Raw genomic sequence first — 23,079 nt, 5'->3', positions numbered from 1 at the left:
CCACCCCCGGCCCCCAAGGCGGGACCGGACGCGTTCAGCGGGGTGGCCCCGGACGTCGACATCATCGCGATCCGGCAGTCCAGCCAGGCCTTCGGCCTCAAGGATGCCTACACCGGTGACGAGGATCCGCAGACCTCGGCGAAAATCGACAGCGTCCAGACGATGGCTCGGGCGATCGTGCATGCCGCCAACATGGGGGCCCAGGTCATCAACATCTCCGATGTGACCTGCATGAGCGCGCGCAACATCATCGACCAGCGCTCGCTGGGCGCGGCGGTGCGTTACGCGGCCGTCGACAAGAACGCCGTGATCGTGGCCGCCGCGGGCGACACCAGCAAGAAGGACTGCAAGCAGAACCCGCCCCATGATCCGTTGCAGCCCAACGATCCTCGCAACTGGAGTGCGGTCACCACGGTCGTGACGCCGTCCTGGTTCAGCGACTACGTCCTGACGGTCGGCGCCGTGGACAACGACGGACGCCCGCTCAGCCAGGGTAATCAGGGCCAAGCGTCGACGAGCGTGGCCGGCCCGTGGGTCGGGATAGCCGCACCGGGAACGGATGTCGTCGGTCTGTCACCCCGGGACGACGGCCTGATCAACGCGATCGATGGGCCCGACAACACGCTGCTGGTCCCGTCCGGCACCAGCTTCTCGGCGGCGATCGTTTCCGGGGTCGCGGCGCTCGTTCGGGCGAAGTTCCCGCAGCTATCGGCGTATCAGGTCATCAATCGATTGACGCGCACCGCCCGCGCCCCGGCGCGGGGCGTGGATAACCAGGTCGGTCACGGCGTCGTCGACCCGGTGGCGGCCCTGACCTGGGACGTGCCCGATGGGCCGGTCAAACCGCCGCAGCAACTGTCGGCACCGCTGAACATTCCCAAACCCGTGCCGCACCGGGATATGGTGCCAGTGTGGGTGGCCGCCGGCGGCTTGCTGGGGGCGCTACTCATCGGTGGCGGCGTGTTCGGTACGGCGATGCTGATGAAGCGATCGCGGAAACAGCAATAGGGGCGGAGCAGCAACACTCATGAAGGCTCAGCGCAGGTTTGGCTTGTCGTTGACGTGGCCGCGGTTGACCGCGGTGTTCTTGGTCGACGTGGTGATCATGGTGGTGGCCAGCCATTGCCCCGAGTCATGGCAGGGCACGTATCGCATCGCGTTCTGGGTGGGTGTCGGCCTGGCCGTGCTGGTGGCGCTGCTGTCGCTGGTCACCTATCACGGGCTGACGGTGATATCGGGGTTGGCCACATGGCTGTGGGACTGGTCCGCAGACCCGGGCTCCGCGCTGTCCGCCGGCTGCACCCCGGCGCTTGATTACCAACGCAAATACGGGCGCGACAAGGTCGGCGTGCGGCAACACGAAGGCCAGTTGGTCACGGTGATCGCGATCAACGGCGGCGACGACGAGTCGCGCGCGCGTCATCGTCACCGCGGTTCGTCCCCCACCCTGCTGGTGTCGGCGGTCGCGTCCGGCCTGCGCCAGTTCGACATCCACCTCGACCACATCGACATCGTGTCGGTGAAGGTCCGCCGCGGTGGCCCGGAAGCCAGAGCCGCCGAGTTGTCCAAGCTGGACGACTGGGGACCCGAAGAGTGGGACGTGGCCAACGATCAGCCCACGTCGTACGTTCGCCGCACCTGGCTGGTGTTGCGGATGAATCCGCAGCGCAACGTCGCCGCCGTGGCCGCGCGCGATTCGCTGGCGTCCACCCTGGTGGCGGCCACCGAGCGGCTCGCCCAGGATCTCGACGGGCTGACCTGCGCGGCCCGGCCGTTGACGGCGGGGGAGCTTGCCGAAGTCGACCGCGCGGTGCTGGCCGATCTGGAACCCACCTGGAGCCGTCCTGGATGGCGCCGCCTCAAGCACTTCAACGGTTTCGTCACCAGCCTGTGGTTGTCGCCGTCCGACATCACCACCGACAAGCTGGACGAGCTGTGGGACGACGAGACCTCCGCCACCGTGCTGACCATCCGGCTCACCTCGCGCGGCGGCCGGCCGCAGGTATCGGCCTGGGTTCGGTATCACACCGAGAAACGGCTGCGCAGAAACGTCTCGTCGGGGCTCAACCGTCTCACCGGACGTCAGCTGGCCGCGCTGCGAGCCAGTCTGCCCGCCCCCACGGCGCGCCCCCTGCTCGTCGTGCCGAGTCGTCCACTGCGCGCCGACGATGAAGACCTTGCGTTATCCGTCGGCCAGCTGCGAGGGAGCTCGGCGGGCGTACCTGTAGCGCAATGACGAGGCCGCAAGCAACCGCTGAAGGCGCCCGCAATGCGATGGTCGCCGGCCTGTTGGCCTCCGGCGTCTCGGTCAACGGGCTGCAGCCCAGCCACAATCCGCAGGTTGCCGCGCAGATGTTTGCCACCGCGACCAACCTGGATCCGGGGATGTGCGACGCGTGGCTGGCGCGAATCATGGTGGGGGAGCAGAACATTGATGTGCTCTCCGGTGCGTGGTCGTCGATCCGGACGTTCGGTTGGGAGACTCGCCGGCTCGGGGTCACGGAGTTGCAGTTCCGTCCCGAGGTTTCCGACGGGTTGTTCCTGCGGCTGGCGGTGACCAGCGTGGAGACATTGGCGTGCGCCTACGCCGCGGTCCTGGCCGAGGCGAAACGCTACGAGGAAGCCGCGAAACTACTCGACAGCGTCGAGCCCCGCCATCCCGTCGACGAGGAACTGATCAGCTACGTGCGCGGCGTGCTGTACTTCCGCACCGCTCGGTGGCCGGATGTGCTCAACCAGTTCGCCGAGGGCAAGAGCTGGCGGCAGCCCGAACTGAAGGCCGCGGGTGCCGCGATGGCCACCACAGCGCTGGCTTCGCTGGGTGTGTTCGAGGAGGCCCTACGCCGCGGTCAGGACGCCATCGAAGGCGAGCGGGTACCGGGCGCGGCCAACATCGCGTTATACACCCAGGGCATGTGCCTGCGGCACCTGGGCCGCGAGGACGAAGCCGTCGAGCTGCTGCGGCGGGTGTACTCACGGGATCCGAAGTTCACGCCGGCCCGCGAGGCGCTCGACAACCCCAACTATCGACTGGTGCTGACCGACCCGGAAACGATCGAGGCCCGCACCGACCCGTGGGACCAGGACAGCGCGCCGACCCGGGCCGAGACCGAGGCCGCTCGCCACGCTGAAGAGGCGGCGAAATATCTGGCCGAAGGCGACGCCGAGCTGAACGCCATGCTGGGCATGGAACGCGCGAAGCGCGAGATCAAGCTGATCAAATCGACGACCAAGGTGAACCTGGCGCGCGCCAAGATGGGCCTTCCCGTACCGGTAGCCTCGCGCCATACGCTGTTGCTCGGTCCGCCCGGCACCGGAAAGACTTCCGTGGCAAGGGCTTTCAGCAAGCAGCTGTGCGGGTTGACCGTGCTGCGCAAACCCGTGGTGGTGGAAACCAGCCGCACCAAGCTGCTGGGGCGGTATATGGCCGACGCGGAGAAGAACACCGAGGAGATGCTCGAGGGCGCCCTAGGTGGTGCCGTCTTCTTCGATGAGATGCACACCCTGCACGAGAAGGGCTACCAGCAGGGTGACCCGTACGGCAACGCGATCATCAACACGCTGCTGTTGTACATGGAGAACCATCGCGACGATCTCGTGGTGTTCGGTGCGGGTTACGCCAAGGCCATGGAAAAGATGCTCGACGTGAATCAGGGGCTGCGGCGCCGCTTTTCGACCGTCATCGAGTTCTTCAGCTACACCCCGGACGAGCTGGTCGCGCTCACCCGGTTGATGGGCCAGGAGAACGAAGACGTCATCACCGAGGAAGCGGCCCAATCGCTATTGCCTTCGTACACCAGGTTTTATCTTGACGAGAGCTACTCCGAAGACGGGGACCTGATCCGCGGCATCGATACCCTGGGCAATGCCGGCTTCGTGCGCAACGTGGTGGAAAAGGCCCGCGACCACCGCAGTTTCCGTCTGGACGACGAGGACCTGGACGCGGTGCTGGCCAGCGATGTCACGGAATTCAGCGAACGCCAGTTGCTCCGGTTCAAGGAACTTACGCAAGAGGATCTCGCCGAGGGCCTCAGCGCCGCGGTCGCCGAAAAGAAGTCGGACTAGCCAACGCCGTGCCCGGCCCGGACTAGCCGGGCGCCATGCCCGCGACGAAGAGCTCGCCGCCCCGCTGCATGCGTTGCGCGCTTGGAAGCGCGTCCGCGCCGGCCGCCGGTCAATCCGGACGCAATCAGAAGGGCGCCCGGCGCTATTGCCCGCCCGAGGTACGGCAAATTCTGCCGTCCCAGCAACGGATTTGCATCGCGGCGCAAAAGGCTCACACCGTGTTAGAACCCGTTGTGAGCTCGGTGCGCTCGCTCCACAGGAAACTGCCAGTAGCTAATCAGTGTGACTGCAGAGTAACCGCGTCTACTCGTGTATGTGGACCTCAGGGGAACGTTGTGAAAACCAACCACTTGCCCGGCGAAGGAAACGCTCATGGCGCCGTGATCGGCGCCCGGCCGCCGGCCTGCGGGCGATGCGAAATTGGTCGAGTGCCAGTAGTTCACTGCAGGTCGGGTCCTGAGCTCGGGGTCGACTGGTAAGCAGACAGAACACGACAGCGCAGTCGCTTCGTTGGCTTCATTGCCTTTCTTCGCAATGCAAGCAGTGCAATAAAAATCACGGATAGGGCCGCGGGTGAAATGCGGTCCCGTGGCCTCTGAGGTTGACGACCGATTTGGTAGTGCCCAATGATATGGAGGTGTCGGGAATTTTCGATTGCGCGCCGCGAGAAATGGCGGCCGGATTATCCGCGGGACGCGAGAACCTCAGTACGAAATTGCCACCGGCAGACTTTTAAGGATTAGCGCAAGAATCGACGCGATTCGGCGTCGAATGCTGCCCGCAATTACCGTCAACGGGTGATATGCGCCACTAATCTAATGGTCGTGACTGCCGTCTCTCACACGTCCCCGAGGCGCGCGATATTTGTATTTTACAAAGGTTTACGTGTCGGGAACGCCCACCGAAATATGCGATGGGCATCATTGTCGGTGCATTAGCAGGCGCCGATCTACAGTTAGGAACGGTATAGCTTTGCTGTCTGCAACACATGAAATCCGCACATGTATTCGGTAGCAGATTCGATGAATTCTCTTAGAGCTGCGAGTTACTCGATGTTGAGGCCGATGCTGCGTGCTTACCATGGCCGCCACAGGAGGGACCGGAGGTTTTAATGTTGGATTTCGGGGCTTATCCGCCGGAATACAACTCGGGGCGGATGTATGTCGGTGCGGGATCGGGGCCGCTGCTGGCCGCTGCGGCGGCGTGGGACGAATTGGCCGCGGAGCTGCAAAGCGCTGGGGCCTCGTACCAGTCGACCGTCGAGACTCTTGCCACGGGGCCGTGGACGGGCCCGTCCTCCATCGTTATGGCGGCGGCCGCCGCACCCTACGTGGCCTGGATTCATGCCACCAGCGCGCAAGCCGAACAGGCGGGCGCCCAGGCCAAACTCGCGGCCGGGGCCTACGAGGCCGCCTTCGCGGCGACGGTTCCGCCGTCGGTGATCGCCGCCAACCGCTCGCTGCTCGCGACGTTGATCGCGACCAACATCCTCGGCCAGAACACCCCGGCGATCGCCGCCACCGAAGCCCACTACATGGAGATGTGGGCGCAGGACGCCGCCGCGATGTACACCTACGCGGCGACCTCTGCGAGCGCCGCTCAGCTGACCCCGTTCGCCGAGCCGCCACGAACCACCAACGACTCGGCCGCTCCCACGCAGGCGGCCGCGGTGGCCCAGAGCGCCGGGCAGGGGAGCTCGAACACCGCTAGCCACCTTGCGCAACTGAGCAGCACGATGCAGCCCGCGGCCCAAGCGGTCACCAATGCCGGCGCGGGGACGACCACATCGTCGACGGGACTGACCACGTCGAGTTTCATCACCAACTGGAACGAGTTCTGGTCGGTACTGACCGGCGTGTACTCGCCGCAGTCCTGGAGCACCATCCCCGGCGGTCCGTTCCTGTCGTTCGGCCAGGCCTACGCCTGGGGGCAGAACGGGCAGGGCGCGGCCGCGTATCTGGCTGGGCCCAAGGCGATTACCGGGGCGTTGGCGCCGCTGACCAGTGGCGCCAACGCAGTCAAGCCCATGCTCAGCTCCGCGGTCGGGGCGGGGCAGGTATCGGGGTCGATGGGCAAAGCCGCGCTGGTGGGCCGCATGTCGGTGCCGCAGGGCTGGACCGAGGCCGCCCCGGCGATCCGAACCATCGCCCAGGTGCTGCCGACCAACATGGCCGCGGCACCGGCCGCGATGGCCGGCGAAGAGGGCGTGTTCAGCCAGATGGCGCTGTCCAGCTTGGCCGGACGCGCCGTCGCGGCAGCCGCAACCCACCCCGCCGGCGGCGCCGCCTCGGCGGCGGGTTCGCTGGGCGGCGTTGCCACCGAGGCGGATCCGGCCGCGGCCACCATCATCGTGATCCCGTGCGTCGAGGAGTGAGCGCGATGACCGAATCGTATGGCAGCTGCATAACGACCGCCCGGACGCGAAGGTAGGAGTACGAGAGATGTTTTACGGAGCCTTTCCGCCGGAGTTCAATTCGGGCCGGATGTACAGCGGTCCGGGTGCGGGGTCGTTAGCGGCCGCGGCGACGGCCTGGCAGAACCTGGCCACCGAATTGCAGTCCACCGCAACGTCGTACTCGTCGGTGCTCTCCAGCCTGACGGCGGGGCCTTGGCTGGGACCATCATCGCTGGCGATGGCGAGCGCCGCGGCCCCGTACGTAGCCTGGATGCAGCAAACCGCAGCCCAGGCCGCACAAGCCGCGACCCAGGCCACCGAGGCCGCCGCGGCCTACGAGACGGCTTTCGCCGCACACGTGCCGCCGGCGGTGATCGCGGAAAACCGAACCCTGCTCGCACAATTGGTGGCGACCAACCTGTTCGGGCAGAATACGGCGGCAATCGCCGCGAATGAGGCTCAGTACAGCGAGTTTTGGGCGCAGGACGCAACGGCGATGGACACCTACTTCGCCTCGTCGGCAACCGCAGCCAACAGCCTGAAGGAATTCAGCCCGGCCCCCAAGACCACCAATGAGGCCGCCGAGCCGACGCAGGCGGCCGCGGTGAGTTCGGCGGCCGGCACCCCGGCCGCCAACGTCGCCAGCACCGCGGCGTCGGCGGCAACCACCACCCTGCCCTACAGCGGTGCCTTCTCCGTCCCGGCGAACCTGGCCTATCTCTACCAAACTTTCATGACGGATCTGTTCAACACCGTGCCGGGCGGGGCCAGCTTTTACACCGGCATGTACAACGCCGTGAAGGTGCCGCTGGGGCTGACCACGTCGTTCAACGACATTGGCTTGCTAATCAACTTCCCGTTGTCCCAGTGGCTCAAGTTCGCCCCGCCCATCGCTTACGGGGCGCTGCCCAAAGACGCCCTGGGCGCCGGTCTGGGGGCCTTGGGCTTCGGTCGCGGCACCCTGTACAGCTCGATCACCCCGATCGCCGGCATGGGCAACGCCGGCACCCTGGTCGGAAAGCTGTCCATCCCGCCGAGCTGGGCCACCTCCACCCCGACCGTCAGAACCGTTGCCGCCGCCCTGTCGGCGGCCGGAACCGAGGCCGTGCCCGCGGCCGCGCTGGGTCAGGGGAGCCTGTTCAGTTCGATGGGGCTGGCCGGGATGCTCGGTAGCGCCGTCGGCTCCGGTGGACCCACGGTGGCGCGTGCCGGTGTGCGCAACCGGATGACTGCCATCAAGGACCTCAAAGACAAGCAATCACCGGAACAGCTGAAACGCCTTGTCGCACAAATCTCGGAGAAGCCCGAAACCGTGCAGCACCACAACGTCGATCAAGAAAACCTCGACGCGCTGCTCGAGCAGCTGGCCAAGAAGCCGGGCATCCATGCGGTGCACCTGAAGAAGGGCGACAAGTCGAAGGTCATACCCGCCGATGCTTAATTGGGTTGAACGGCAGGGACGAGCCGTCACGATGGGAAGGGGATAGCGATGAAACGACTACTGGCGTTGCTTGGTGTTTCGGCGATGATCGGTCTTGCCGCACCGGCACATGCCAATCCACCTCCGGTACCGGACGGCGACGACGGCGGCTTCGTCGCCGCGCTGCGGCAGGCAGGCTTCAGCTTCAACAGCCCGGGTTCGGCCGCCGCCGCCGGCAGGGCGGTGTGTTCGTGCTTGAACAACGGCGAGTCGGGCCTGGAGGTGCTCCATGACGTGAAAACGCACAATCCGGGCATGGACATGGAGATGGCGTCGAATTTCGCTGTGCTTTCCGCCAAGTACTTCTGCCCCCAACAGCTCTCGAAGGCCTGACGCCGCGTCGGGGAGGCGACCTGTGAAACGACCTGCAGCTCAACATCTCTGCGAAGCATCGCCCCACGCTGCGGTGATTCCCGAGACATGGGATGATCACCGGTCATGAGACTGCTGCCGGCGCTCGGTGTCGGCGTTTCGGCGGCGATCGCGATGGCCCCGCTCGCGCATGGCGACCCGGGGACGCCCGGCCCGGACGAAGCCGGTTTCCTCGCCTCCCTGCGGAGTGCGGGCATTACTTATTCGACTCCCGACGGGGCGATCAAGTTCGCCAAGGCGGTGTGCGTGTCGATGGGCAACGGCGAGGTCGGCCCGCAGATGCTTGACGAGCTGAAGAGCCAAAACCCCGGGCTCACCGACGATCACGCCACATCGTTCCTGGCGATCGCAGCCAAATACTATTGCCCGCAGCAACTTAACCGAAGGTAGCCGCGGGCCGACCGGAGTCGTTACCACCGCCCATCGGGCGGCTTTCACGGAACCGGTTGACTGCTCGCAGGTTTCGCCGAGGCGGCCGCCCCGCGCCCAATTCTGCCCGAGTCCACCTGCCGTTCACCTCCGAATGTTTAGCTGCGCCAATCGGGCCGCAACCGGAATCGTTCGGTGCGCCGGGGGATACTCGACAGAAAGACCCAGGGTGAAGGGGGTGAGGCGGTGGACACGCTGAGCACTCTCGATTTCGCGCTCCGGCTAGGCGTCGGCGTCGGCTGCGGCGCCCTCATCGGCCTGGAACGGCAGTGGCGGGCGCGGCGGGCCGGCCTGCGCACCAACGCACTGGTCGCCGCGGGCGCGACGCTGTTCGTTTTGTACGCGACGGCCACCTCCGATACCAGCCCCACGCGGGTCGCGTCCTATGTGGTGTCCGGTATCGGATTCCTGGGCGGTGGCGTGATCCTGCGGGAGGGCGTCAACGTTCGGGGCCTGAACACGGCCGCCACCCTGTGGTGCTCGGCGGCGATCGGCGTGCTGGCCGCTTCCGGGCATCTGGTGTTCGCGTTGATCGGTACCGCCACCGTCATCGGAATTCATGTCCTGGGCCGCCCGCTCGGCCGGCTGATCGACCGCGACAACAGCGCCGAAGAAGACGAGAGCCTGGTGCCGTATCTGGTGCAGGTGGTCTGCCGTCCCAAGCACGAGAAGTACGCCCGGGCCCAGATCGTCCAGCACGCCGGCAGCAACGACATCACGCTTCGCGGGATCCACACCGGCAACCCGGACGGTGACGAGGTCGCGCTGACCGCCCACCTGTTGATGAACGGCGATGCCGCGGCCCGGCTAGAGCGGTTGGTGGCCGAACTGTCGCTGCTTCCCGGCGTCCGCGCGGTGCAGTGGTACGCCGCGGAAGAAGCGCAGTCCGACGATCGTCGCTAATGGGCGTGCCGCCGCCATGCGCCGCCTGACCGGCCACGATGAGGTGATGTCGCGGCGCTCGTCGTAGTCTTACCTGTGTGAGCGCCCTCTCCGGCTTTCTGTCCGCGCTGCCTCCGCAGATGCGGGATCCGGTGCTGTTCGCTATCCCGTTCTTCCTGCTGCTGTTGACCCTGGAATGGACCGCAGCACGCAAGCTGGAACACCTGACGGCCGAGGCCGCCGACAGGGCGCGGCCGGCGTCGGGGGCGCACCTCACCCGCGATTCGGTGACGAGCATCTCGATGGGGCTGGTGTCGGTGGCCACCACCGCCGGCTGGAAGACGCTGGCGTTGTTCGGCTATGCCGCGATCTATGCCTACCTGGCGCCCTGGCATCTGCCGGCGACCCGCTGGTACACCTGGGTCATCGCGATTCTCGGTGTCGACCTGCTCTACTACGCCTATCACCGCATCGCGCACCGGGTGCGGTTGATCTGGGCGACCCACCAGGCCCATCACTCCAGCGAGTACTACAACTTCGCCACCGCGCTGCGCCAGAAGTGGAACAACAGCGGCGAAATCTTGATGTGGATTCCGTTGCCGCTGTTGGGAATTCCACCGTGGATGGTGTTCTTCAGTTTCTCGGTGAACTTGATCTACCAGTTCTGGATCCACACCGAGCGCATCGACAAGCTGCCGCGACCGTTCGAGTTCGTCTTCAACACACCGTCGCACCACCGGGTGCACCACGGGATGGACAAGGTGTATCTCGACAAGAACTATGGCGGCATCTTCATCGTCTGGGACCGGCTCTTCGGAACCTTTCAGCCCGAGCTGTTCCGGCCGCATTACGGTCTCACCAAGCGCGTGGACACGTTCAACATCTGGACGTTGCAGACCCGCGAATACGTCGCGATCGCCCGCGACTGGCGATCGGCGAAGCGCCTGCGCGAAAAGTTGGGGTATGTGTTCGGTCCGCCGGGCTGGCTGCCGCGGGCGGCCCATCCGGCCGACGCCGCCACCGCGGTCGTGACCTCGCTGTAACATCTGCGCGGGTCGGCGCGAAAAGCTGAGCGTGGAGGAGGGCCACGCGGTAACCCCACCTCCCGTCAGTATCGGCCCGATGGATCGGAGTTCATGATGCATCGACTGGCTACGCGCGCATTCGCCGCGTCGACTACTGTCGCAGCGCTCGTCGCCCTGTCGCCGGCCGCGTCGGCCAAAGCCGACGTCATGGTGTTTCCGGGCATGGAAATACGCCAGGACAACAGGGTCTGCACGCTGGGCTACGTCGACCCCGCCCTCAAGGTCGCGTTCACCGCGGGACACTGCCGCAGCGGCGCCGGAGTGGTGACGGACCGGGGCGGCACCGTCATCGGCCGGATGGCGGCCTTCCGGGACACCACCCCCAGCGGTACGACGGTGTCCACCAGCCAGACGATCAGCGACTACGAAGCGATCGTGCTGGACAACAGCGTGACGGCGAACAACATCCTGCCGGGCGGCCGGCCGCTGGTGTCGGACCCCGGGCTGGCGCTCGCGCCCGGCCAGCCCGTCTGCCATTTCGGCGTGATCACCGGGGAAACCTGCGGGACGGTGGAGAGCGTGAACAACGGCTGGTTCACCATGTCGCACGGCGTGCAAATCCACAACGGTGATTCGGGTGGGCCGGTGTACCTGGCGCCCAACGGCGGCCCGGGCCAGCTCGTCGGGATCTTCAACAGCGTGTGGGGTGACCTTCCCGCCGCGGTGTCGTGGGGGGCCACGTCACGGGAGGTCCGCGAGGATCTCGGAGTGCGCGACAACGCGCACTAGGGCATCGCGCCGGCCGCGCGGATCGGGGTCAGCGCGAACACCGGAATCGTGACCGCGGCGGCGCGGAACTGCTCGTCGGTGCTGTCTGGCGTCAATCCTGCGACGTAATCCTTGACCTGCCAGTACCATCGGGCCAGATAGCGCCTCAGCAGCTCGGGCTTGGCCGCGTCGTCGACCTCGCTGGCCCGGACGCTGCGCCGGTGCCAGCGCGGACCCACCTCCACGGCGGCCGCCGCCCGGACATTGCGGGCCCACTGGGTGTTGCCGCGCGGCGAAACCAGGTAGTCGATGCCGTCGACGGTCAGCAGGTTGATCACCACCGCGCGCGGCTTTCCGGATTTGCGCCCGCGCACCCGCAACGCCCGGGTACCGGCGACGCTGATCCCCGCTTCGGCGAGCCAGCGGATGACGCGGTTGGCGGCACGGGCGGCCCGGTTCGGTTCTTCGTAGCGCGTGGACATGTCATGGCCTCTCAGCGAATCCCGATCACAGTGTGAGAGCGGTGCTCTCTAATGCGAAGATGCTGCCACGACCCGCCGCGGAAAGCAAGAGCGGTGTTCTCGGTTATGACAGACTGGTCGCGTGGGCAAACGCCAGGAATCGCGCCAGCAGATCGAGGCGCGCATCATCGAACTCGGTCGCCGACAGTTGGTCGACCGCGGCGCCGCCGGATTGTCGGTGCGGGCGATAGCCCGCGACCTGGGCATGGTGTCCTCGGCGGTGTACCGCTATGTGTCCAGCCGCGATGAACTGCTGACCCTGCTGTTGGTCGACGCCTATTCCGATCTGGCCGACGCCGTGGATCGTGCCCGCCAGTCCGTCGGAGACCTGTGGAGCGACGATGTGGTCGCCATCGCCCGTGCGACCCGCGACTGGGCCGTCGCGCACCCGGCCTGCTGGGCCCTGCTGTACGGCAGTCCCGTTCCCGGATATCACGCGCCCCCCGAGCGCACGGTTGCGGTGGGCACCCGGGTGGTGGCGGCGCTGTTCGATGCGGTCGCGGTCGGAATCGCCACGGGGGACATCCGGCTGACGAATGAACTTGCCCCGCAACCGATGTCATCAGACTTCGAACGGATCCGGCACGAATTCGGGTTCCCCGGCGACGACCAGGTGCTGGCCAAATGCTTCTTGCTGTGGGCGGGGGTGCTGGGTGCCATCAGCCTCGAGGTGTTCGGGCAATACGGCGCGGACACCCTGACCGACCCGCAGGCCGTCTTCGACGCCCAGCTGCGGCTGCTGGTCGACGTGCTGAGCCGGCACTGAGGGCGCGGCGGGCGCGGGCAACCGGAATTAGAACGTGTTCACCCGGCGATCGGGCGTCCGGGCGGGCCGGCCACGGCAAAGTCATTCGGGGCCTTTCTGGCGGCCCGACGGCTGGACTATTGTGCGAGACGATGACGCTTCCCCTCGAATCACCGACGCAGATTGCCTGGGTCACCGGCGACCTGGATGCCACCGAAACCGCCCTCACCGGCCTGTTAGGGGTGCGAAGTTGGGTGCGCATACCCGAGGTGCACTTTGCTCCCGACGCGTGCAGCTACCGTGGCCGGCCCGCCGACTTCTTTGCCAACATCTCGCTGAGCTACCTCGGAGACATGCAATTGGAGGTGATCCAGCCGGTTCGCGGCCAGAACATCTATAGTGACTTCCTGTCCGATTGCGGACCGGGTTTGCACCACATCTGCACGGAGGTCGAAAGCCCCGAGCAGCTCGAAGCGGCGGTGAGCGAGGCCGGCGAGCGGGGCGCCGCGGTTTTGCAGCGAGGCGTGATGCCCGGCGGCATCCATTTCGCCTACCTGTCCGCGCCGCAGGCGGGCGTGCCGTACGTGGAGCTTGCGTACGTTGCGCCCGAAATGCGGACCTTTTACGACTACATCAAACACCGAGCGGCGGTGGGCCGCGCCGGCGACGGCGCGCGGCGCAGCGATGAGAAGGAGTGGCGCCAATGAGCACGGAGATACCGGCAACAATCAGCGCGAACGACGTGTCCGCGTGGTCGGATGACGTCGACGTACTGGTGATCGGGTTCGGCATTGCCGGCGGCTGCGCGGCGGTCAGCGCGGCTGGCGCCGGCGCACGGGTGCTGGTGCTCGAACGCGCGGCCGCGGCGGGTGGCACGACTTCGCTTGCCGGGGGCCACTTTTACCTCGGCGGCGGGACCGCGGTGCAGCAGGCAACCGGTCAAGACGATTCCGTCGAGGAGATGTACAAGTATCTGGTCGAGGTGTCGCGTGAACCCGAACTCGACAAGATCCGCGCCTACTGCGAGGGCAGCGTCGAGCACTTCAATTGGCTGGAGGATCTAGGTTTTCAGTTCGAGCGCAGTTATTACCCGGGCAAAGTCGTCGTGCCGCCGGGCACCGAGGGGCTGAGCTACACCGGCAACGAAAAGGTCTGGCCCTTCTGCGAGCGGGCCAAACCGGCACCGCGCGGGCACTCGGTGCCGGTGCCCGGCGAATTGGGCGGCGCGAGCATGGTTGTCGACCTGCTGCTCAAACGCGCCGACGCCCTGGGCGTGCAGATCCGCTACGAGACCGGGGTGACCAACCTGGTCACCGACGGCGACGGCGCGGTCGTCGGCGTGGCCTGGAAACACTTCACCGAAACCGGCGCCATCAAGGCCAAGTCCGTCATCATCGCGGCCGGCGGATTCGCGATGAATCCGGAGATGGTCGCCGAGCACACGCCCGCATTGGGACAGGAGAGGCGCACCAAACACCACGGCGTCGTGGCGCCTTACATCCTGGGCAATCCCAACGACGACGGACTCGGCATCCGGATGGGCGTCTCGGCGGGCGGCGCCACCAAGCACATGGACGAGCTGTTCATCACCGCGGCGGCGTATCCGCCCGAGGTGTTGCTGACCGGGGTGATCGTCAACAAAGAGGGCCGGCGGTTCGTCGCCGAGGACTCTTATCACTCGCGGACGTCGGCCTTCGTGTTGGAACAGCCGGACCAGACGGCGTACCTGATCGTCGACGAAGCCCACACCGAGATGCCCGCCATGCCACTGATCCGCTTCCTCGACGGGTACGAGACGATCGCGGAAATGGAAGCCGCACTTGGCATTCCGGCGGGGAATCTCGCGGCCACGCTGGATCGCTACAACAAGCATGCCGCCGCGGGCGAGGACCCCGACTTCCACAAACAGCCGGATTTCCTTGCGCCACAAGACAATGGCCCGTGGGCGGTGTTCGATCTGTCGCTCGGACGTGCGATGTACTCGGGATTCACCATCGGCGGCCTCGCGGTGACTGTCGACGGCGAGGTGCAGCGGGAAGACGGCTCCGTCGTGCCCGGTTTGTACGCCGCGGGGGCGTGCGCGTCCAACCTCGCCCAGGACGGCAAGGGCTACGCGAGCGGAACGCAGCTGGGTGAAGGGTCGTTCTTCGGGCGCCGCGCCGGAGCGCACGCGGCGCGGCGTGCCGGGGGAGCGTAGGCGCGCCACGACCCGGCGCCGGAGCGCACGCGGCGCGGCGTGCCGGGGGAGCGTAGTTGCTAGACCTGGGCGGGTTCCTTCTCGACGGGTCCCAACTGCCACGGGCCGCCGCCGAGCAGATGCAGCTGCTGCTCGTGGTGCTGTTCGACGGTGGGCCGGTGGCTCACGCTGACCATGACGCACTCGGGCAGCTCGGTCCGGACCAACTCATACAGCGCGAATTCCAGCCCCTCGTCCAGCGCGGAGGTGGCCTCGTCGAGGAAGACCGCCTTCGGCTTGGTCAGCAGGATGCGCGCGAAGGCGACCCGCTGCTGCTCGCCAGGCGACAGCACCTTGGCCCAGTCGTGGTCTTCGTCGAGCCGGTTGATCAGCGGCGCCAGGGCCACCTTGGTGAGCACATCGCGCAGCTGTTCGTCGGGGACGTTGTCCGGCGAGTTCGGGTAGCACACCACGGTGCGCAAACTGCCCAGCGGCACATACGGCAGCTGCGACAGGAACATTGTCGCGTTGTCGCCGTCCGGGCGGCACAGGGTGCCCGAGGCGTACGGCCACAGTTCGGCCAGGCTGCGCAGCAGGGTGGTCTTGCCGGCCCCGGAGCGCCCGGTGATCACCAGGGATTCGCCGGGGTCGAGCTGGATGTCCAGCGAGTCGACCAGCTGGTCGCCCTCGGGCGTGCGCACCTCGATGCCGCGTAGCTCGACCGCCGTCTCCTCGCTGGGCTTGACCAGAATCGCCGGGAGCGCGCGGCCCTTGCTGTTGGCGTCGACCAGCCCGTGCAACCGGATGATGGCGGCCCGGAAGGACGCGAACGCGTCGTAGTTGTTGCGGAAGAACGACAGCGAGTCGTGGATATTGCCGAACGCCGTCGCCGTCTGGCCCACGTCGCCGAAATCGATTTTGCCGGCGAACAGCCGCGGCGCCTGAATCACCCACGGCAGCGGGACAATCGCTTGCGACACCGACCAGTTCCACCCGTTGAAAATGATGGTCCGCCGGACGAAGTTGCGGTAGTTGGCGATGATCGGCGTGAAGCGCCCCCACAGCTGCGCCCGCTCGACCCGCTCGCCGCGGTAAAAGCCGACCGCCTCCGCGGCGTCCCGCAACCTCACCAGGGCGTACCGGAAGGCGGCGTTGAGCCTCTCGTTGTTGAAGCTGAGCCAAATCAACGGGCGCCCAAGCCAAACCGCGACGACCGTCGCGATCAGCACGTAGATCAGAACCGTCCAGAACATCGCGCGCGGCACCACCACGCCGAAGAGGTCTAGGTCCCCGGACAGGTTCCACAGGATCGCGGCGAAGGAAATCACCGAGGCGACCGCGTTGACGGCCCCGAACAGCAACGTGCTTCCCGTCCCGTTGGACGGGATGTTGGGGGTTCCGCCGGCATTGGCGGTGAAGATGTCGATGTCCTGCTGGATGCGCTGGTCGGGGTTGTCGATGGTGTTGTCGATGAACAGATCCCGGTAGTAGGCCCGGCCCTGTAGCCAGTCGTCGGTGAGGTGGGAGGTCAACCACATGCGCCAGGCGATGATGAACCGCTGCGTCAGATAGACGTCGGCCGCGAACCGGATGACGTACAGTGTGGCCAGCAGGCTGAAAACCGCGAGTGACATCCAAAAGCCATGCACGCCAGACTGTTTGACGTTGTCGTCACCCGCGGCCATGCCCTGGACCGCCTTCTGCACCGCGGTATACAAATCGTTGCCCTGGTAGCTGAGCAGCACCACCAACCGCACCGACAGCAGCACCGAGAGCAACAACACGCCCAGCATGAGCCACACGCGCACGCTGCCTGCGCCGACGAAGTAGCCGCGGGTGATCCGCCAGAACTGTCGGCCCCAGGGCGTGAGATAGCGGAACGCGAGCAGGACGCCGAACAGACAGACAGCGCTGACCACCCAGGCGATGGCGATCCACCGCAACGAATCCATGGGCGCCGCCGACCAGTTGATCGATGGCTTGAACGGCTTGGGACCCATCGTCGACGTCTCCTTACGGTCGAGGTGGTGGGACTCTCCTCAACTTCAAATCCTGTCGGCGAAGGTACCTGACGGATCTGGTTAGGCTGCGGTCATGACTACTGACGCCACCCCCGCACAAACCTTGCACGCCGGCCGGCTTGTGGCGCGGCGTCTGCGGGCCAGCGGTGTCGACACCATCTTCACGCTGTCCGGCGGCCACCTGTTCTCCATCTACGACGGGTGCCGCGACGAGGGCATCCGCCTGATCGACACCCGCCATGAGCAGACCGCGACCTTCGCCGCCGAAGGCTGGTCGAAGGTGACGCGGTCGCCGGGCGTGGCCGCGCTCACCGCGGGGCCGGGCATCACCAACGGGATGAGCGCAATGGCCGCGGCGCAGCAGAACCAGTCGCCGTTGGTGGTGCTCGGCGGCCGGGCGCCGGCGCAGCGCTGGGGCATGGGGTCGCTGCAAGAAATCGACCACGTGCCGTTCGTGGCGCCGCTGGCCCGCTTCGCCGCAACCGCACAGTCGGCGGACGACGCCGGCCGGCTCGTCGACGACGCGCTGCGCGCCGCGGTTTGCGCGCCGTCGGGCCTCGGCTTCGTCGACTTCCCGATGGACCAGGTGTTCTCCATGTCCGACGATGACGGCCGGCCCGGCGCCCTCGTCGACCTGCCGCCCGGGCCGCCGCCCGACGGTGGCGCCCTGAGCCGGGCCGCGGCCCTGCTCTCCGCGGCCAAGCGACCGGTGGTCATGGCGGGCACCAACGTGTGGTGGGGCCACGGCGAAGCGGCCCTGCTGCGCCTCGCCGAGGAACTCAACATCCCGGTGCTGATGAACGGCATGGCCCGCGGCGCGGTTCCCGCCGACCATCCGTTGGCGTTTTCCAGGGTGCGCGGAAAAGCTCTGGGAGAGGCCGACGTTGCGCTGATCGTCGGGGTGCCGATGGATTTCCGGCTGGGCTTCGGCGCGGTCTTCGGGCCACAAACCGAGCTCATCGTGGTGGACCGTGTCGAACCCGAACGCCGCCACCCCCGGCCGGTGGCGGCCGAGCTGTACGGCGACCTGTTGACGATCCTCGCGGCGCTGGCCGCGGCCACGGCGAGCGACCATCGCGACTGGATCGACGGATTGCGAACCGCCGAGACGGCCGCGCGCGCCAAGGAGAAGGCCGAACTGGCCGACGGACGCATCCCCCTGCACCCGATGCGGGTCTACGCCGAGCTCGCGCCGATGCTGGACCGCGACGCGATCGTCGTGATCGACGCCGGCGATTTCGGGTCGTACGCCGGGCGGGTGATCGACAGCTACCAGCCGGGCTGCTGGCTGGACAGCGGCCCCTTCGGCTGCCTGGGCTCGGGCCCCGGCTACGCGCTGGCCGCCAAGCTGGCTCACCCCGACCGCCAGGTGGTGTTGCTGCAGGGCGACGGCGCGTTCGGCTTCAGCGGCATGGAATGGGACACCCTGGTTCGCCACCGGGTGCCGGTCGTCTCCGTGATCGGCAACAACGGCATCTGGGCGCTGGAGAAACACCCCATGGAAGCGTTGTACGGCTACTCGGTGGTCGCCGAACTGCGTCCCGGGACGCGCTACGACGAGGTGGTCCGCGCCCTGGGCGGGCACGGCGAGCTGGTCGCCGCGCCCGGCGAGCTGCGGCCCGCGCTGGAACGAGCCTTCGCCAGCGGCCTGCCGGCCGTCGTCAATGTGCTCACCGACCCCGAGGTGGCGTATCCACGCCGGTCCAACCTCGCGTGATGAGTCTGCGCGGCCGCGAGCGTGCGCAGACGTACGGTAGCGGTCGGCGTGTCGCGGGCAACCACGCACGCTCGCGCCGCCCGTCGAGGGGTCTCGCGCCCGCCCCGGGGTCACGTACCGTTGACCTGTGCCTAAGACCACCCGCGCTCAACCCGGCCGGCTGAGCAGCCGCTTTTGGAAGCTGCTCGGCGCCAGCACCGAAAAGGACCGCAACCGCTCGCTCAGCCAGGTCAACGCCTCGTCGGCATACGACGACGAGGCGGCCGGGCTGAGCGACGAGCAACTGCGCAAAGCGGCCGGGCTGCTCAACCTCGACGACCTCGCCGACTCCGAGGACATACCGCAATTCCTTGCCATCGCGCGGGAGGCGGCCGAAAGATCGACGGCCCTGCGTCCATTTGATGTGCAGCTGCTCGGGGCGCTGCGCATGTTGGCCGGTGACGTGATCGAGATGGCCACCGGTGAAGGCAAGACGCTGTCGGGCGCGATCGCGGCGGCCGGATACGCGCTGGGCGGGCGGCACGTGCACGTGGTGACGATCAACGACTACCTGGCTCGTCGTGACGCGGAATGGATGGGCCCCGTCATCGAGGCGATGGGCCTGACGGTCGGGTGGATCACCGCCGAGTCGACCAGCGAAGAACGCCGGGCCGCCTACGGCTGCGACGTCACCTACGCCTCGGTCAACGAGATCGGCTTCGACGTGCTGCGCGATCAGCTGGTGACCGACGTCGCCGACCTGGTATCACCCAACCCCGACGTGGCCCTGATCGACGAGGCCGACTCGGTGCTGGTCGACGAGGCACTGGTGCCGCTGGTGCTGGCGGGGACGACCCACCGGGAGACGCCGCGGCTGGAGATCATCCAGCTGGCCGGCCAGCTGGAGGCCGGCACCGACTACGACACCGACGCCGACAGCCGCAACGTCCACCTGACCGAGGTCGGCGCCCGCAAGGTGGAAAAGGCGCTCGGCGGGATCGACCTGTACTCGGAGGAGCACGTCGCCACCACGCTGACCGAGATCAACGTCGCGCTGCACGCCCACGTGCTCCTGCAGCGCGACGTGCACTACATCGTCCGCGACGACGCGGTGCACCTCATCAACGCGTCGCGTGGGCGCATCGCGCAACTGCAACGCTGGCCCGACGGCCTGCAGGCCGCGGTCGAGGCCAAAGAGGGCATCGAGACCACCGAAACCGGCGAGGTGCTCGACACCATCACCGTGCAAGCGCTGATCAACCGCTACGCGACGGTGTGCGGCATGACCGGCACCGCGCTGGCCGCCGGCGAGCAGCTGCGCCAGTTTTACAAGCTCGGCGTCTCCCCAATTCCGCCGAACAAGCCCAACATTCGCGAAGACGAGGCCGACCGGGTGTACATCACCGCCGCGGCCAAGAACGACGCGATCGTCGCTCACATCGCCGAGGTCAACGAGACCGGCCAGCCCGTGCTGGTGGGGACCCGGGACGTCGCCGAATCCGAGGACCTGCACGAGCGGTTGCTGCGTCGCGGGGTGCCCGCGGTGGTGCTGAACGCAAAAAACGACGCCGAGGAAGCGCAAGTGATCGCCGAGGCCGGCAAGTTCGGCATCGTCACCGTCTCGACGCAGATGGCCGGGCGCGGCACCGACATCCGCCTCGGTGGATCCGACGAAGCCGACCACGACCGGGTCGCCGAGCTCGGCGGGCTGCACGTCGTCGGAACCGGGCGCCACCACACCCAGCGACTGGACAACCAGCTGCGCGGCCGCGCCGGGCGGCAGGGCGATCCGGGGTCGTCGGTGTTCTTTTCGAGCTGGGAAGACGACGTGGTGGCGGCCAACCTCGACCACAACAAGCTGCCGATGGAAACCGACGAGGACGGTCGGATCATCAGCCCCAAAGCCGCGGGCCTGCTCGACCACGCCCAGCGCGTCGCCGAAGGTCGCATGCTGGACGTGCACGCCAATACCTGGCGCTACAACCAGTTGATCGCCCAGCAGCGCGCCATCATCGTCGATCGACGTAACACGTTGCTGCGCACCGCAACCGCGCGCGAGGAACTCGCCGAACTGGCAGCGAAGCGGTACAAAGAGCTGTCGGAAGACATCTCCGAAGAGCGCCTGGAGACGATCTGCCGGCAGATCATGCTGTATCACCTCGACCGCGGCTGGGCCGACCATCTGGCGTACCTCGCCGACATCCGCGAAAGCATCCATCTGCGGGCGCTGGGCCGGCAGAACCCGCTCGACGAATTTCACCGGCTGGCGGTCGACGCCTTCGCGTCGCTGGCCGCCGACGCCATCGAGGCGGCCCAGCAGACGTTCGAGACCGCGAACGTCCTCGAAGAGGAACCCGGACTGGACCTGTCCAAGCTGGCACGGCCGACGTCGACGTGGACCTACATGGTCAACGACAACCCGCTGTCGGATGACACGCTGTCCACGCTGAGCCTGCCCGGGGTGTTCCGCTGAGCTGAGTCGCGCCAGTGCCCGGCCGGGCGTTCGGTGTCCGGTCGCGTTAAGGTCACGGCTCATGGAGCCGGTGCTTCCGCCCAACCGGGTGCTGACGGTGCCCAACGCGCTCAGCGCTGTCCGCCTGGCCCTGATCCCGGTGTTCGTCTACGCCCTGCTGGTCGCCCACGCCAACGGATGGGCCGTCGGGATCCTGATGTTCAGTGGCGCCTCGGACTGGGCCGACGGCAAGATCGCCCGGCTGCTGAATCAGTCCTCCCGGCTCGGGGTGCTGCTCGACCCGGCGGTCGACCGCCTCTACATGGTGGCGGTGCCGATCGTGCTCGCGCTCAGCGGCATCGTGCCCTGGTGGTTCGTCATCGTGCTGCTCGCGCGCGACGGCCTGTTGGCGGCGACGCTGCCGCTGCTGTGGAGTCGCGGCCTTTCGGCGCTGCCGGTGACCTACATCGGCAAGGCCGCGACGTTCGCCCTGATGTCCGGCTTTCCGCTGGTGTTGCTGGGCACCTGGGACGCGCTGTGGAGCCGCGTGATCGGGGCGTGCGGATGGGCCTTCCTGATCTGGGGCATGTACGCCTACCTGTGGGCGTTCGTGCAGTATGCGGTGCAGATGATTCTTGTGCTGCGACGCATGCCCAAGGTCGATCGCCGTTCTCGTCCGTCGGCCACGGCGAAGGTGGCTGATCATGGCTGATACGGACCGCCTGCTCGGCGGCTATGACCCCAACGCCGGTCACAGCGCGCATGTGGCGTCGCGGCCGAAACAGATCCCGGTGCCGTCGCTGCTGCGCGCCCTGCTGTCCGAGCATCTCGACCCCGGCTACGCCGCGGCGGCGGCCAAGCGCGGCGCAACCGGCGGACGCCGGCGGATGGCCGGCTGGCTCTGGCAGGCGCTGGCGGCGCTGCTGATCGCCACGGTGTTCGCGGCCGCGGTCGCGCAGGCCCGCTCGGTGGCGCCCGGGGTGCGCACCGCCCAGCAGTTGCTGTTGGGCAATGTGCGCTCGGCGGAGGGTTCCGCGGCCAAGCTGGCCCAGCGCCGCGGCGAGCTCGCGACGCGCGTCGACGACGTGCAGCGCCACGCCCTGGCCGACGACGCCGAGGGGCAGCGGCTGCTGAAACGCCTCGACGCGCTGAGCCTGGCCGCGGCCAGCACGGCGGTCATCGGGCCGGGCCTCAAGGTGACCGTGACCGATCCCGGCGCCGGCCCGAACCTGTCCGACGTGTCCAAACAGCGGGTCAGCGGCAGCAGGCAGATCATCCTCGACCGCGATTTGCAGTTGCTGGTCAACTCGTTGTGGGCGAGCGGCGCCGAGGCGATCTCCGTCGGGGGCGTGCGGATCGGGCCGAACGTGACGATTCGGCAGGCCGGGGGCGCGATCCTGGTCGACAACAACCCGACCAGCAGCCCGTACACGGTCCTGGCCATCGGGCCGCCGCGGGCGATGCGCGACGTCTTCGACAACAGCCCCGGCATGCAGCGACTGAGGCTGTTGCAGATTTCCTACGGTGTCGTGGTTACGGTGGACGCCGCCGACGGTCTAACCCTCCCTGCCGGATCGACCCGGGATGTCAAGTTCGCCAAGCAGATTGGGCCACAGTGAGAGAAGTTTTGAACAGACGCGTTCGGCTGCGCGAGACGCGGACGGGAAACCACGCATGATCGGTATCGCAGCGCTGGCGATCGGCATCGTGCTCGGCCTCGTTTTTCACCCTGCGGTGCCCGAAGTCGTGCAGCCCTATCTGCCGATCGCGGTGGTCGCGGCGCTGGACGCCGTGTTCGGTGGGTTGCGTGCGTATCTGGAACGGATCTTCGACCCGAAAGTCTTCGTGATTTCGTTCGTGTTCAACGTGTTCGTGGCCGCCTTGATCGTCTATGTCGGTGACCAATTGGGCGTAGGCACCCAATTGTCCACCGCCATCATCGTCGTGCTGGGTATCCGCATCTTCGGCAATGCAGCCGCGCTGCGCCGCAGGCTGTTCGGGGCGTGACCCGCGGGCGACGATGTGAAGCGAAGCGGTGAAGATTAGCGGCGA

General features: G+C 67.2%; 20 protein-coding genes. 18 read left to right on the top strand and 2 right to left on the bottom strand.

Annotation, left to right across the window (positions count from 1 at the left end; all coding sequences use genetic code 11):
* The 10 genes from BST14_RS14575 to BST14_RS14530 form a co-directional block, all read left to right on the top strand.
* The coding region (locus tag BST14_RS14575; protein WP_158085875.1) for a S8 family serine peptidase at positions 1-1,008 on the top strand (1,008 nt) is incomplete at its 5' end.
* 19 nt (positions 1,009-1,027) lie between these two features.
* Positions 1,028-2,236, top strand: coding sequence for a type VII secretion protein EccE (eccE, locus tag BST14_RS14570; protein WP_083065064.1), 1,209 nt, complete (start codon positions 1,028-1,030; stop codon positions 2,234-2,236).
* Complete coding sequence (eccA, locus tag BST14_RS14565; protein WP_083065063.1) at positions 2,233-4,065, top strand: type VII secretion AAA-ATPase EccA; 1,833 nt, start codon at positions 2,233-2,235, stop codon at positions 4,063-4,065. Before eccE ends, eccA begins: the two co-directional genes overlap by 4 nt.
* A gap of 1,111 nt (positions 4,066-5,176) precedes the next feature.
* Complete coding sequence (locus BST14_RS14560) at positions 5,177-6,439, top strand: PPE family protein (RefSeq protein WP_083065062.1); 1,263 nt, start codon at positions 5,177-5,179, stop codon at positions 6,437-6,439.
* 67 nt (positions 6,440-6,506) lie between these two features.
* Positions 6,507-7,901 carry a PPE family protein gene (locus tag BST14_RS14555; RefSeq protein WP_083065061.1) on the top strand — a complete coding sequence of 465 codons (1,395 nt, stop codon included), beginning with the start codon at positions 6,507-6,509 and terminating at the stop codon, positions 7,899-7,901.
* Between the two features lie 48 nt (positions 7,902-7,949).
* Positions 7,950-8,273, top strand: a complete 324-nt coding sequence (locus BST14_RS14550) for a DUF732 domain-containing protein (RefSeq protein WP_083065060.1) — start codon at positions 7,950-7,952, stop codon at positions 8,271-8,273.
* Between the two features lie 105 nt (positions 8,274-8,378).
* A complete protein-coding gene (locus BST14_RS14545; protein ID WP_083065059.1) occupies positions 8,379-8,702 on the top strand; it encodes a DUF732 domain-containing protein in 324 nt (107 codons plus the stop codon).
* A 225-nt stretch (positions 8,703-8,927) separates the two neighbouring features.
* Complete coding sequence (locus BST14_RS14540) at positions 8,928-9,644, top strand: MgtC/SapB family protein (protein WP_083065058.1); 717 nt, start codon at positions 8,928-8,930, stop codon at positions 9,642-9,644.
* A gap of 77 nt (positions 9,645-9,721) precedes the next feature.
* Positions 9,722-10,666: a sterol desaturase family protein gene (locus tag BST14_RS14535; RefSeq protein WP_083065057.1), complete on the top strand. Its 945-nt coding sequence runs from the start codon at positions 9,722-9,724 to the stop codon at positions 10,664-10,666.
* Between the two features lie 93 nt (positions 10,667-10,759).
* Positions 10,760-11,437 carry an Rv1815 family serine proteinase gene (locus BST14_RS14530; RefSeq protein WP_083065056.1) on the top strand — a complete coding sequence of 226 codons (678 nt, stop codon included), beginning with the start codon at positions 10,760-10,762 and terminating at the stop codon, positions 11,435-11,437.
* Here BST14_RS14530 and BST14_RS14525 read toward each other — a convergent pair.
* Positions 11,434-11,898 (bottom strand): nitroreductase family deazaflavin-dependent oxidoreductase, encoded by a 465-nt coding sequence (locus BST14_RS14525; protein ID WP_083065055.1) that lies wholly within the window; start codon positions 11,896-11,898, stop codon positions 11,434-11,436. The two genes, BST14_RS14530 and BST14_RS14525, sit on opposite strands and share 4 nt — an antisense overlap.
* A 121-nt stretch (positions 11,899-12,019) precedes the next feature.
* Here BST14_RS14525 and BST14_RS14520 point away from each other — a divergent pair, with 121 nt between their 5' ends.
* The 3 genes from BST14_RS14520 (at position 12,020) to BST14_RS14510 (ending at position 14,879) form a co-directional block, all read left to right on the top strand.
* Positions 12,020-12,703: a TetR/AcrR family transcriptional regulator gene (locus BST14_RS14520; protein WP_083065054.1), complete on the top strand. Its 684-nt coding sequence runs from the start codon at positions 12,020-12,022 to the stop codon at positions 12,701-12,703.
* A gap of 131 nt (positions 12,704-12,834) precedes the next feature.
* Positions 12,835-13,389, top strand: coding sequence for a VOC family protein (locus tag BST14_RS14515; protein WP_083065053.1), 555 nt, complete (start codon positions 12,835-12,837; stop codon positions 13,387-13,389).
* Complete coding sequence (locus BST14_RS14510; protein ID WP_083065052.1) at positions 13,386-14,879, top strand: FAD-binding protein; 1,494 nt, start codon at positions 13,386-13,388, stop codon at positions 14,877-14,879. The genes BST14_RS14515 and BST14_RS14510 overlap by 4 nt, the downstream gene beginning before the upstream one ends.
* 59 nt (positions 14,880-14,938) lie before the next feature.
* Here the strand turns inward: BST14_RS14510 and bacA are convergent, their stop codons facing one another.
* Entirely contained in the window at positions 14,939-16,858 is a 1,920-nt protein-coding gene (bacA, locus tag BST14_RS14505) for a vitamin B12 ABC transporter pemease/ATP-binding protein BacA (RefSeq protein WP_083065051.1), read from the bottom strand.
* A gap of 94 nt (positions 16,859-16,952) precedes the next feature.
* Here bacA and BST14_RS14500 point away from each other — a divergent pair, with 94 nt between their 5' ends.
* The 5 genes from BST14_RS14500 to BST14_RS14480 all read left to right on the top strand — a co-directional run bounded on the left by BST14_RS14500 (position 16,953) and on the right by BST14_RS14480 (position 23,034).
* Positions 16,953-18,596 carry an acetolactate synthase gene (locus tag BST14_RS14500; RefSeq protein WP_083065050.1) on the top strand — a complete coding sequence of 548 codons (1,644 nt, stop codon included), beginning with the start codon at positions 16,953-16,955 and terminating at the stop codon, positions 18,594-18,596.
* 127 nt (positions 18,597-18,723) lie between these two features.
* Entirely contained in the window at positions 18,724-21,048 is a 2,325-nt protein-coding gene (secA2, locus tag BST14_RS14495) for an accessory Sec system translocase SecA2 (RefSeq protein ID WP_083065049.1), read from the top strand.
* 61 nt (positions 21,049-21,109) lie between these two features.
* A complete protein-coding gene (locus BST14_RS14490) occupies positions 21,110-21,739 on the top strand; it encodes a CDP-alcohol phosphatidyltransferase family protein (protein WP_083065048.1) in 630 nt (209 codons plus the stop codon).
* Complete coding sequence (locus tag BST14_RS14485; protein ID WP_083065047.1) at positions 21,732-22,646, top strand: DUF881 domain-containing protein; 915 nt, start codon at positions 21,732-21,734, stop codon at positions 22,644-22,646. Before BST14_RS14490 ends, BST14_RS14485 begins: the two co-directional genes overlap by 8 nt.
* A gap of 55 nt (positions 22,647-22,701) precedes the next feature.
* Positions 22,702-23,034, top strand: coding sequence for a small basic family protein (locus BST14_RS14480; RefSeq protein ID WP_007170008.1), 333 nt, complete (start codon positions 22,702-22,704; stop codon positions 23,032-23,034).
* The last annotated feature ends 45 nt before the right edge of the window (positions 23,035-23,079 follow it).

The sequence above is a fragment of the Mycobacterium arosiense ATCC BAA-1401 = DSM 45069 genome (genome assembly GCF_002086125.1).
Classification (GTDB): domain Bacteria; phylum Actinomycetota; class Actinomycetes; order Mycobacteriales; family Mycobacteriaceae; genus Mycobacterium; species Mycobacterium arosiense.
Note: the sequence above shows the minus strand (reverse complement) of the source record. Positions and strands in the feature narration are given on the sequence as shown.